We start from the raw sequence: 12,787 nt of genomic DNA, 5'->3' as shown, positions 1-12,787 counted from the left end.
ATTATCCCTGTTGTAATGCGATTTCCGTTTGAAATTTCATGTAATCATTAATTTTTACATGGTCCGGTTTCCAACCCAATAGAAAGCGATAGAAGTCAGCCCACACTACAGGCCACAACGACTCCCACTCAGAAAGGATCTGAGCGATATCAATAGAGGCTGCTTTGCCCAATAATTCTATTCTCAACATATCTAAATACAACTTGAGATACTCATCGGCATGCAGGAGCTGTTCCTTTTCGTCTAGTACCGACGTAATAAACAGCATTAAGTCTGACACACCAATACCCTTTCCGACATACTGAAAATCGAATCCCAGAGCTTGGTTGCCATTAAAGGCAAAGTTAGCAAGCTTAGCGTCGCCATGGATCCAAGTATGCCAATGGCTATTTTTGATACGATCTCGTAATCGTGGTGCCGCTTGTTTAATGCTACTGTGCTGCATTCGCTCAAGCTCATCTGGCCGTGTATCCAGATGCCAATAGTTTCCTTGCTCCCACACATGTTCTGCTGGGCTTTGTAAAAAGTGAGCATGGAATTTAGCTAACCACCCTATCACCGCTAATATTTGTGACTCGGACGGGTTAGCAGTTTGCGAAAAGCCTTGAGTTGAAAAGTCTCTAAAGACGATGTAGTCCATCCCTTCACTTACCCCTTCTCCTAAATAGCTAGGTGTATTGCAAGGTGAAAGTAACTCGCATGCATGATGTTTGTAAAAGTGACGTTCTACTTGATAAGACTTAGCTTTACGCGCAAGCGCTACAGAAGATTGTTCAATTCGCCGATGTGCAATGTCATTAGGCACTTTAGTGCGCTTAATTGCAAGCTTCCCAGCATCATGATTGATAAATAACATATCACCACAACCGCTCCATAATTGTTGCTCTTGCTGTGTTGACATAGGCGCAGAAATTACATCGTTCGGAATACTTATTTTCACTGTGTTACACCTTTTTGTTATTCAACCTGAGAATTGTTCAATAAACAGCCAAGCTTTTTATTGTATAACTCAGGTTACTGAAACACAGTACAACCCTTTACTTACTATTACGAATACCAATTTGCTTAATTAAGTGACCTATTTTGAGGCGAGAAAGTCTTGTCAATAACAGGCAAAAATTTTTCTATTTAGTTGTTCTAAATAAGAAATTTTTAACGCTGTTAGCGTCAGATATGCACCTTCAAATTGAGCAAGTATTAAAACAAATTGGTATAATAAGCAAACCGTTTTACAGTGCTCGATAATTATAGCTGGTGTTATTATCTTTACCCAACATGAAAAAGCCCTTAACCAATTGGTTAAGGGCTTTTACTTTTACAAAAAAGTTATTTGTTTAACTTACTCATTCACGGCTTGCTTGACTGTTTCTTTCGCGCTTTGTTCATCTAACAAGTTTAAATCGAAGTCGAACTCATCTACTCGGATTGCTTTTTCACGCTTGCGGTTGTAATCAACCAGCTTTGCGTACTCTTCTTCGTTGATAAGGTTACCAACGAGCGCATTATCTAAAGTTTGCTCGAAACGAACACCTGGTTGGATCTCGCGCTTGCGAACTGCCTTCTTAACTTTGGCAAGCAGGTCAAGGCAACCCATCTTAGCCTTATATGCTTGTTCATTGATATCATGACCATCACCTGCGGTAGGCTTCACAAGATGAGTAAGCTGCGCTTTGATTGGCGTATCCATTTGCGCCGCGGCCGCTAATTCTCTGATCATATCATCATTAATTTTAGGCATTTGTTTGCCACTAAACTGCATCGTGATCACACGCATAAATTTACGAGTACCACTTGCCGGGAAGTTGTCTAAGAACTTATGTAGCGCTTCTTCTGCACTAACAAGTGCATGCCTTGTCGCATAATGGAAATAAGGTGCTGCCTGCTCACGCTCTGCTACCGCTACTTTTTGCTCGTAGTATTTGATTGAAGCCATCGCTGCATACAAGTGACTCATTACATCACCAAGGCGTGCTGACAGCATCTCTGCTTGTTTCAGTTTTCCACCTAGTACAAGCAATGAAAAGTCTGCGTATACCGCAAGCTTAGCTGCTAATCTATGCGCGGCTTTTTCATACGCACGCACTTCAGGTAATGGTGATTTTGCATCAGCAGTGAATGGCATAAGACCATATTTGAAAGCACGTAAGCTGTTGGCAACACTATAGCTAACTGTTTTCGTCAAAATACCACGGAATTTACTGTCGGCGTCTTTCTCTTCGCTGTGAATAGATTCAACCATCGACTGCAAATATGGGTGACAGCGCATTACACCTTGACCAAAGATCATCAGGTTACGCGTTAGAATGTTTGCACCTTCTACGGTAATCGCTATTGGCTGTGCAACATAACCGCTTGCAAGGGTATTCTGAGGACCATTTTGAATAGCTTTACCTGCAAGGATATCCATCGCAGAGTCCAATACGTCACGACCAGTTTCAGTCATGTGGTATTTTGCAATTGCTGTTACTACAGATGGCTTAAGACCCATACCTAAACCTTCTGTTGTTAATACCCGCATCGCCTCTTGCATGTAAGCTTTACCTGCAATATCAGCAAGCTTTTCTTGAATACCTTCAAACTGACCGATCGAGAGACCAAACTGCTCACGTACCGCTGCATATTCAGATGCCGATTTCAGTGCGACTTGACTAGTTGATACACCTAGTGCTGGTAAAGAAATACCACGTCCAGCACCTAAGCAGCTTACCAACATCTGCCAACCGCGACCAATATTCTTCTGGCCACCGATGATAAAGTCCATTGGGATAAAGACTTTTTCACCACGTGTCGTACCATTATAAAAGCGTATCCCCATAGGGTCATGACGGTTTCCAAGTTGCACACCCGGATGGTCATGGGGAATTAACGCACAGGTGATTCCTAGTTCTTTCTTACCGCCTAGTAATCCCTCAGGATCCAATACTTTAAAGGCTAAACCGAGTACTGTCGCAATCGGCGCAAGTGTGATGTAGCGTTTGTCCCATGTTACTTCAAGACCAAGTACTTCTTCACCGTTATGCATGCCTTTTTTAACAATACCTTGGTCCGGAATACCACCGGCGTCTGAACCGGCTTCAGGGCTTGTTAACGCGAAGCACGGAATATCACGACCGTTTGCTAAGCGAGGAAGGTAGTGCGCTTGCTGCTCTTTAGTACCATAATGTAACAATAACTCACCTGGGCCTAGTGAATTAGGAACCATCACCGTTACCGCAACCGCTGAGGATTTAGTCGCTATCGTACCTACAATCGTTGAGTTTGCGTAAGGGCTAAACTCTAGACCGCCGTATTCTTTTGGAATGATCAAGGAGAAAAATCTCTCTTTTTTCAAAAATTCAAGCACATGCTCTGGCAGGTGTTTGCCATTTTGAATTTCCGAGTCATCGATCATACCCATTAATTCTTTAACTGGACCTTCTAAAAAGGCTTGCTCTTCTGCACTTAGCTTAGCTTCAGGTACAGCACGAAGCGCCGAAAAGTCAGGCTTACCTTGATAAATTGACCCTTCTAACCAAACATCACCGGCATCTAATGCTTCTTGTTCTGTGATTGAAATGCTTGGGAGGATCTTTCTTAAATTCGTTCTTAGGCTCATAATTAACTCATCCGACCAGATAGATATACCTACATTACGGCATAAAAAATCGTTTAGATCAATTACTCTACTTAATTTTTTAACGGCTTTTTTACTGAGTTATCGAGTGATTAATATAAATGACTGCTAAATTAATGGCTTACAGCTGTAAGTCGAAAAAAGTAAATTACTGTTCTTAGTGAGAAAATAGGAGTGAGCGAGGAGGTTTGACAGCCTTAGCAGTTCTAGACTGACATTTTATCTGTAATCAAGTTGGTTTTTAAAACAAGCACTGCCACTAAAACAGTGCGATTTTTGCTTTGCATAGCTGCTCTATCGTAGCAGGTGAAACAACGACTTCAACCCCCCGTTTGCCTGCACTAACGTAAACTTGCTCATATGCTAAAGCACTCTCGTGAAGTAAAGTTGGCAACTGTTTTTTCTGCGCAAACGGGCTTATACCGCCAATTAAATAACCGGTTACCTTTTGCGCGTTCTGTTGATCTGCAAGCTGTGCTTTTTTCCCCTTACACGCTTTAGCAAAAGCTTTTAAATCCACTTGTTGCGTGGCGGGAGAAACGGCTACATGCAATGTACCATCAACGTCAATCAGCAGGGTTTTAAATACTTTTTCTCGGTCTAGATTGAGCTTTTTCGCCGCTTCATTAGCAAAGTCGTGATCGTTAGGGTCATGCTCAAATTGCAGCACTTGGAACGCCACTTTAGCTTTTTTAAGTAGGTTAATTGCAGGTGTCATTACAAACTCCTTTTAAGCAGATGTTGATTTCTGTTATACCAAGAAACAAACGCTTATGCTATCGCCTTACGATGAGACGCATCACCCGTCAAAACAAAAATGCCCGCTATCGCAGCGGGCATTTTCAAATAAACTTAAGTTACTTAGTTAAGTCATCAAAGAACTTCTTAACGCCGTCAAAAAAGCCTTGTGCTTTAGGACGGTTCTTACCGTTGTTTTCACCCATTGACTCTTCAAACTCTTGCAGAAGCTCTTTTTGACGCTCGTTTAAGTTTACTGGCGTCTCAAGAACAACTTTACAAATTAAGTCGCCTACCGCACCGCTACGCACAGACTTCACTCCTTTACCCCGCATACGGAACATTTTGCCCGTTTGACTTTCCGATGGAATCTTCAGTTTTGCGCGGCCATCTAGGGTCGGCACTTCAATCTCACCACCGAGTGCTGCCGTTGTGAAGCTAATTGGCACTTCACAGTATAAGTTGTTGCCGTCACGTACGAAGATTGGGTGCTCTTTTACACTCACTTGTACGTACAGGTCGCCAGCTGGAGCACCATGCGCTCCCGCTTCACCTTCGCCAGACAAACGTACTCTATCACCCGTATCAACCCCTGCTGGGATCTTAACGTTAAGTGTCTTCGTTTTCTCTACACGGCCTTGTCCGTGACAGCTGTTACACGGATCTGAAATGATCTGACCTGTGCCCTGACAAGTTGGACAAGTTTGCTGTACCGCAAAGAAGCCTTGGCGCATTTGTACTTGACCTGCACCATGACAGGTTGTACAAGTTTTAGGCTTAGAACCTGCTTTCGCACCACTACCATCACATGGTTTACAGCTCACCCAAGTTGGTACTTGGATATCAACCTGCTTACCACGTACCGCTTCTTCAAGACTTAACTCTAAGTTATATCTTAAATCCGCGCCACGCTGTTGTCTTGATTGACGACGACCACCACCGCCACCAAAGATATCACCGAATACGTCCCCAAAAATATCGCCGAAGTCGCCAGCGCCGCCAAATCCACCATGACCAGCACCACCACCTTGTTCGAAAGCTGCATGGCCGTATTGATCATACATCTGGCGTTTTTGACTATCAGTCAATATCTCGTAAGCTTCTTTTACTTCTTTGAATTTCGCTTCGAGTTCGGTGTTACCTGCAGTACGATCTGGGTGATATTTCATTGCAAGACGCTTATACGCCTTCTTAATGTCACGTTCACTGGCGTCTCTTGCAACACCTAATACTTCATAATAGTCAGGTTTAGACATTTTTATCACACTACTCTTTCTTGGCAACTTATGTCGTTGCAGACTCTGATGAGCCCTGTCGCTTGCAAATTAATGCTAGACAACAGTCTAATTTATAAACACGTAGGGCGCGACAAGCCATACAGCCAGCGCGCCCTCCTTCAAGACCTACAATTACTTGTCGTCTTTAACTTCTTCAAATTCAGCGTCAACTACATCGTCGTCTTTTTTCGCTGAACCTTGTTGGGCACCTGCGTCACCGCCAGCTTGTTGAGCTTGCGCTTTTGCTTGAGCGATTTCCATTAGCTTTTGCGATTTCTCTGCTAGTGCTTGTGTCTTAGCATCGATTTCGTCTTTGCTATCGCCCTTGATTGCTGTTTCTAGCTCGCCAAGCGCGGCTTCGATTGCAGTCTTGTCATCAGCTGGAAGGTCGTCACCCGCTTCTTCAACTTGCTTGCGTGTAGCATGAACAAGTGCATCAGCTTGGTTACGAGCGCCAACTAGCTCTTCAAACTTTTTATCTTCTTCTGCGTTTGCTTCCGCATCACGTACCATTTTTTCTACTTCTTCATCACTTAGACCTGAAGAAGCCTGGATTGTGATCTTCTGCTCTTTACCTGTGTCTTTGTCTTTCGCAGACACATGTAAGATACCATCAGCATCCACATCAAAAGTAACTTCGATTTGTGGCACACCGCGCTGCGCTGGACGAATACCTTCTAGGTTGAATTGACCTAGAGACTTGTTATCGCTTGAGCGCTTACGCTCACCCTGTAGTACGTGAATTGTTACTGCAGACTGATTGTCTTCTGCTGTTGAGAAAGTTTGCGACTTCTTAGTTGGGATAGTCGTGTTTTTCTCGATTAACGCAGTCATTACTTGACCCATAGTCTCAATACCTAGAGACAGAGGACAAACGTCAAGTAGTAGTACGTCTTTCACGTCACCCGCAAGTACACCGCCTTGAACCGCAGCACCAACTGCTACCGCTTCATCAGGGTTTACGTCTTTACGAGGCTCTTTGCCAAAGAATTCAGCTACTGTTTTCTGTACCAGTGGCATACGTGTTTGACCACCAACTAGGATGATGTCATTTACGTCGCTTACAGAAAGGTCTGCATCAGCAAGTGCACGCTTTAGCGGCTCGATTGATTGCGCAACTAAGTCTTCAACTAGTGACTCAAGTTTTGCACGAGTTAGCTTAACGTTCATGTGCTTTGGACCTGTTGCATCAGCAGTAACATAAGGTAGATTTACCTCAGTTTGCTGTGCTGAAGACAGTTCGATCTTCGCTTTCTCAGCCGCTTCCTTAACGCGCTGCATCGCTAGCGGGTCAGTTTTTAGGTCGATGCCTTGGTCTTTCTTAAATTCTGCAACTAGGTAGTTGATAACGCGGTTATCAAAGTCTTCACCACCTAGGTGAGTGTCACCGTTAGTTGCTAGTACTTCAAAGGTGTGCTCGCCTTCAACTTCATCAATCTCGATGATTGAGATATCGAATGTACCACCACCTAAGTCGTATACTGCAACAACGTTGTCGCCTTGCTTCTTATCCATGCCGTAAGCAAGTGCTGCTGCTGTTGGCTCATTGATAATACGCTTAACTTCAAGACCTGCGATACGACCTGCATCTTTAGTTGCTTGACGCTGTGAATCGTTGAAATATGCAGGAACTGTGATAACAGCTTCTGTTACTGGCTCACCAAGAAAGTCTTCAGCTGTTTTCTTCATTTTCTTAAGAACTTCAGCTGAGATCTGAGGTGCAGCTCTTTTCTCACCACGCACTTCAACCCAAGCGTCGCCGTTGTCCGCTTTTACGATGTTGAAAGGCATGATGCTAAGGTCACGCTGCACTTCTTCATCTTCAAAACGACGACCAATTAGACGCTTGATCGCGTATAGTGTGTTTTTAGGGTTAGTCACTGCCTGGCGTTTTGCTGGCTGACCGACTAGTGTTTCACCATCATCTGTAAATGCAATAACAGAAGGAGTTGTGCGGTCGCCCTCAGCATTTTCAATAACGCGCGGCTTGTCACCATCAAGTACCGCTACGCAAGAGTTAGTAGTACCTAAATCGATTCCAATAATTTTACCCATGAATCATCTCCGACTTCAAAATTCGTTGTTCAGTTAGTTGATTTGATAAATAAGGTCACCGATTTGTAATTCAAGCGTCACAACTAAAAAAAAATGAAAAAAATTGAAATTTTTTTGCTTTTCGAACGTTTCGGTCAAAAAAACACCCTTAATTGCTTATTTTGAAACAAGTGAAGAAGAAAATACGATGTATTTGACGCTTGATTACCTGGTTAGACCAGTTATGCTAAATGCAACATAATAAATAATGAGAAATGACAACATGACATTTGATGAAATTATTCAGTCGGAGCATTTACAGCAAGCGCAAACACAAATGACGTTTCCTGCAAGTTGGTGTCAAGGCCGCACTGCGTTTGGCGGATTGTCTGCAGCAATAGCAGTGCAAAGCATGAAGCATCAACTGACAGAGCCTCGTCGATTGCTCTCTGTGAGCGTAAATTTTGTCGGACCACTGCTAGAAGGCGCACCATTTACCGTTGCAACAACGATTTTGCGTAGCGGCAAAAATGCCACTCAAATGCAAACTCAACTGATCCAATCAGGCGAGGTTTGTCTTATTGCTATCGGGTGCTTTGGCAAGGATAGAGCATCCGCTATCCAAGTTACAAATGTCGATAGCCCTACTCTTTCAGATGTTAATCCAAAGGCAGTTCTTCCATACCAAGAAGGTGTGATGCCTGCATTTTTCCAGCATGTCGCGCTCAATGCCCAGCAAGGAGCTTTACCATTTTCAGGTGCACCATCTTCGAATCTAGGTGGTTGGATGCGATTTAAAGCACAAACTACATCGGTAAATGAACTGCATACACTGGCTCTCGCTGATTCATGGCCGCCAACCTTACTCCAGATGTGTAAAGCGCCAAGCCCCGCCAGCAGTATGTCTTGGTATATAGAATTTTTGTGTGATATTTCACTCGACTCAGACTCTTGGCTGGGCTTTGAAGCCGTGACCCACCATAGCCAAAATGGTTATGGTATTGAAGATGCTAAAATTTGGTCACAAGATGGCAAGCTGCTCGCCCTAAGCCGCCAGACCGTCGCAGTATTTGATTAACATTGATAAATTTGGGCGCATCAAGCAAACTAGCATAAAAGGAAATCAACGGATTTTTGTGTGATTACAGCTTGCCCTGAATGCGATACGCTTGTTGAAATAGACTCTATCGAGTCCCAAAAGCGTGCGGTGTGCCCAAACTGTCGATGCGTGTTGTGTCATGTACAAGGACATCAAAACCAATTAGTACAAGCCTTCAGCTTTTCTGCATTACTATTTTTATTCGCAAGCTTATTTCCAGACTTTATTTCCTACACGCAACACGGTATCACTCAAGTTGTGAGCCTCTGGCAAGCGCTCATATTGTTAGCTGAACATTACAGCTATTTTCTTGCTGGATTATTTGCCTTCACTATTTTAGTTATGCCTGTTGCAGTATGCTCCTTGCTACTGCTTGCACACACCGAGTATTGGCAAATCATCAATGCGCACAATGCCCGGCATTTAGCCAAATTACTTTCAGCACTGAAACCGCTTAATCTCACGGATATATTTTTAGTCGCCGTGCTCGTAAGCGCTTTTAAATTAATGTCTTTCGCTGAATTAGAGATGGGCCTTGGGTTTTGGGCCTATATTCTGTTCGTTTTGTGTTTTATTGAAGCGCTCTCACTTTTCGATCACGAGTATATGTGGCGTAATCAGACTCAATGTAATCGTCACCTAGTGGAACCGAAGAATTTATCTTCTACGCTAAAACGTTGCAAGGTTTGTGGCTTTTTGGGTGAAGGTGAAAAGTGTGAGCGCTGCTACGCTAAACTAAAATACCGAAACTCCCAATCAACGCAAAAAAGCTTAGCTTGGATGCTCACCAGCGTCGTGCTACTTATACCTGCTAATTTTCTACCCATCATGGATACCATTAGTCTCGGGCTCCATACGCCTGCAACGATTTTTTCAGGCGTTCAAGTGCTTTGGGAAGCCGGTTCTTATCCTGTAGCAACACTTATTTTTCTCGCAAGTATATGTATTCCTATCGCAAAAGCGTTACTATTGAGTTACTTACTTGTACGAGTTAAAAAACCAAAAGACCCAATCACAGCAACAAAAGTGTACCGCTTGCTCGAATTCATTGGCCGCTGGTCCATGATTGATGTGTTTGTCGTGATTATCTTAGTGTCTCTGGTGCAGCTCGGTACGGTGCTAAATGTCGAACCGGAAATTGGTATCGTGTTTTTTACTTTGATGGTGCTTTGCCAAATCGCAGCCGTTAATAGTTTTGATCCAAGATTATTGTGGGATAAAAATAATCAATGACTACTCAAGCTGATATAGAAGACAAACCAACGTTTTCAGTGATATGGATTATTCCAATTATCGCGTTGCTCATCACAGGCTGGATGTTATATCAACATCAGGCAAATAAAGGCCACACTATTTTTATAAAAATGACTGACGCAGATGGCATTATTGCCGGCAAAACTGAAGTGAGAGTAAAAAGCGTTAAGGTCGGGTTAGTCGAGTCATTAAAGCTTGAATTAGAACAAAATGCAGTGGTTGCAAAAGTTAGGATTTTACAGCCCTACCGTGATTTATTGGCTGAAGATTCTACGTTTTGGGTAGTAAAACCTAGAATTGATGAATCCGGCATCTCAGGCATGAATACGCTACTCTCTGGCGTATATATAGAGCTCTCCCCTGGTGACGCAAAAACACGTTCGAGCATCTTCACCTTAATGGATGAACCTGCATTAATTGGCTCAGAGGTGCAAGGAAAGCGCTATCAACTCGTGGCTTCAGATGCTGAAGTATTAGACGTTGGCTCCAGTATTTTTTTCCGCAATTATAAAGTGGGTCAGGTTGAGTCTGCACACTTTAGTGTCGAAAGCTTAAAAATGGAATATGGTATTTTTATCTATTCGCCATACGATACGCTTATCACAGACAACGCTATTTTCTGGATTAGCTCAGGCATTGATTTTAAACTATCAACGGAAGGCGTTGAAGTGTCAACAGGATCGCTAGCAAAGATGATCAAGGGTGGGATTTCTGTTGACTATCCACCAACTATGCCAAGCGGCACAGTAGCGCTCGAAAACAAAACCTACGCCTTACACAAAAACTTTGCAATGGCTTTAGAGCAACGTTTTGATCACTTTGATTACTATCTCATTGAGTTTGAGCAATCAATTCGAGGACTTCGAGCTGGTGCACCAATTGAATATCGAGGTATGCGAATTGGCACGATAGAACAAGTTCCTGCAACTGGTGTTAGCGACGATAGACCTTTATACTTTCAACAAAATAACACCTCTGTGCCTGTATTGGTTAAAATTGAGTACGGCCGCATTTACGAAGATGCGCAGCTTGCACAAACATATTGGTCAGAAAATATAGACAAATGGATTAGTAGTGGCCTTAGAGCGTCACTAAAAAGTGGCAATTTGTTAACAGGTGCGGTATATATAGAGTTAGACTTTTATCCAAGTGCAGAAGTCGTTAGTTCAAACAAAACGACTATTTATCCAGTATTACCCAGCGTTCCGAGCGGTATTACAGCACTTTCTGAACAGGTCACAAGCTTACTGAACAAGTTAAATGGGTTACCTCTTGAAACAACTGTTAAGGAACTAGAAGGTGCCCTTCAGCAACACAGGTTACTAGCAATGGAAATGAATCAACTCGTAGAGTCTATTAATAATAACAAGATAACAGACAAGGTTGGCGGTAATTTAACGAGCTTAAAAGATACGTTAAGCCAGCTCACATCAAGCTTGAAGCAATTTGAGCAAACCATGACTCAGTACCAAAAAGGTTCGGGTGTTATGGATCAACTTAGTAATACCCTTGAAGAACTTGAAAGTTTGTCAAATCGCTTAAAGCCTATTTCTAAAGGGTTGAATGAGCAACCTAATATGCTTATTTTTAATAAAGAGAGCGGTGCAGACCCAATCCCAAGGAAAAAATAAATGAAGACTGGCTTAACGACATTTTTGCTTTTATTTTGTTTAACGGGCTGTATAACGAATCCATCTCAGCCGGTTAGTTATTATCAGTTAGAAGCAAAGAGTGTCGCTGACGAAAAGCAAGTTGAGCTCAATCACGTTCTTTTGGTTGATAAAGTGCAGTTAATTGAATTATTTGATCAGCAAGCTTTAGTGCAATATCAACCAGAGAACAAAGTAAATATCGCTAATTTTCATTTTTGGGCTCAGCCACCTTCAGATATGCTGACGTGGAACTTAGTAAACGCATTAAATGCAACCAACCAAACCACTGCAATTAAAAGCGATAAGTTTTATCGCAACACGCAAGAGCATCAACGCCTCGTTGTAGAAATTAACGAGTTTGCAGGGCACTTTGACAAAGGCGCTGTGATGAGCGGGACTTGGTATCTTTACCAATACAAAGAAGGGAGCTATCAACTAACTCAAGTGCAACCATTCCAATTTGAAACAAAGCTTGAGCAAGATGGCTTTAGTGCACTTGTATCTGCACATCAACAAAACTTTAACCAACTAACTGCACAAATAAGTCTGCGTTTATAGTTGGTACTCAAACACCACTACAGGTGTTAAGTCGTTATCAATTATAATTTTACCAATACGACTAAATCCCACTCTGCTAAGTAGGTTAATACTGTTGCTGTTGCTTTCTAATGTAATAGCAGCTAGCTTGGTGTAGCTTTGTTCTAATTTCGCATATTCCATAAGTAACCTAACGGCCTCAGACGCATAGCCTTTTCCGGTGAACTCATCTAAAAGCGCATAACCTAAGTCTGGAATATTAAAAAAAGGTCTTTGATACAAACCACACAATCCGATACTAGTGTTGCTGCTTGCTTCTACAACGATGTAAGCTGCGGGCGTACCAATTTGATAGGGAATAAGATAAGCTTGCTCGACATGCTCCTCAGCTTGTTGTTGCGTTTTTATGCCTTTATCGCGGATGTTAGCGATAAAGCTTTTCTGGTTCAAAAGCCTGAGTAAGAAGCCCGCATCATTTAGAGTTGCTTTCCTTAAAAAGATCCGCTTTCCCGTCGCAATCGTCATTCTGCCTCCAAAAATATCATAATTAACTTCCATAGGAACTTTAGCATTTACATAAGCG

The 12,787-nt window shown here is 42.6% G+C and carries 10 protein-coding genes; 4 read left to right on the top strand and 6 right to left on the bottom strand.

Translation table 11 applies throughout. From position 1 onward, the window contains the following. Position 1: 1 nt before the first annotated feature. From NH462_RS02440 to dnaK, 5 genes are all read right to left on the bottom strand, one after another. Entirely contained in the window at positions 2-940 is a 939-nt protein-coding gene (locus NH462_RS02440) for a phosphotransferase (RefSeq protein ID WP_010373082.1), read from the bottom strand. A gap of 399 nt (positions 941-1,339) precedes the next feature. Then, positions 1,340-3,595: an acyl-CoA dehydrogenase gene (locus NH462_RS02435; protein WP_010373084.1), complete on the bottom strand. Its 2,256-nt coding sequence runs from the start codon at positions 3,593-3,595 to the stop codon at positions 1,340-1,342. Between the two features lie 277 nt (positions 3,596-3,872). Beyond that, on the bottom strand, positions 3,873-4,331 hold the full coding sequence (ybaK, locus tag NH462_RS02430) for a Cys-tRNA(Pro) deacylase (RefSeq protein ID WP_010373086.1): 459 nt from the start codon (positions 4,329-4,331) through the stop codon (positions 3,873-3,875). Positions 4,332-4,470: 139 nt separating this feature from the next. Continuing rightward, positions 4,471-5,607, bottom strand: coding sequence for a molecular chaperone DnaJ (dnaJ, locus tag NH462_RS02425; protein WP_017216728.1), 1,137 nt, complete (start codon positions 5,605-5,607; stop codon positions 4,471-4,473). A gap of 153 nt (positions 5,608-5,760) precedes the next feature. Continuing rightward, positions 5,761-7,683, bottom strand: coding sequence for a molecular chaperone DnaK (dnaK, locus tag NH462_RS02420; protein WP_010373090.1), 1,923 nt, complete (start codon positions 7,681-7,683; stop codon positions 5,761-5,763). 262 nt (positions 7,684-7,945) lie between these two features. On the opposite strand from dnaK, the gene NH462_RS02415 reads away from it, so the two are divergent. The 4 genes from NH462_RS02415 to NH462_RS02400 are packed head-to-tail and all read left to right on the top strand — an operon-like array spanning position 7,946 to position 12,225. Next, positions 7,946-8,740: a thioesterase family protein gene (locus tag NH462_RS02415; protein ID WP_253103644.1), complete on the top strand. Its 795-nt coding sequence runs from the start codon at positions 7,946-7,948 to the stop codon at positions 8,738-8,740. A gap of 60 nt (positions 8,741-8,800) precedes the next feature. Beyond that, positions 8,801-9,994: a PqiA/YebS family transporter subunit gene (locus tag NH462_RS02410; RefSeq protein WP_010373094.1), complete on the top strand. Its 1,194-nt coding sequence runs from the start codon at positions 8,801-8,803 to the stop codon at positions 9,992-9,994. Continuing rightward, positions 9,991-11,646 carry an intermembrane transport protein PqiB gene (gene pqiB, locus NH462_RS02405; protein WP_253103641.1) on the top strand — a complete coding sequence of 552 codons (1,656 nt, stop codon included), beginning with the start codon at positions 9,991-9,993 and terminating at the stop codon, positions 11,644-11,646. Before NH462_RS02410 ends, pqiB begins: the two co-directional genes overlap by 4 nt. After that, a complete protein-coding gene (locus NH462_RS02400) occupies positions 11,647-12,225 on the top strand; it encodes an ABC-type transport auxiliary lipoprotein family protein (RefSeq protein WP_253103639.1) in 579 nt (192 codons plus the stop codon). It begins immediately after the preceding gene. Here the strand turns inward: NH462_RS02400 and NH462_RS02395 are convergent. After that, entirely contained in the window at positions 12,220-12,729 is a 510-nt protein-coding gene (locus NH462_RS02395; protein WP_253103636.1) for a GNAT family N-acetyltransferase, read from the bottom strand. The two genes, NH462_RS02400 and NH462_RS02395, sit on opposite strands and share 6 nt — an antisense overlap. Positions 12,730-12,787: the final 58 nt, after the last annotated feature.

It is taken from the genome of Pseudoalteromonas sp. OANN1 (genome assembly GCF_024124685.1).
In the GTDB taxonomy this organism is placed as follows: Bacteria; Pseudomonadota; Gammaproteobacteria; order Enterobacterales; family Alteromonadaceae; genus Pseudoalteromonas; species Pseudoalteromonas piscicida.
This window is presented reverse-complemented; position numbering and strand designations above follow the sequence as displayed.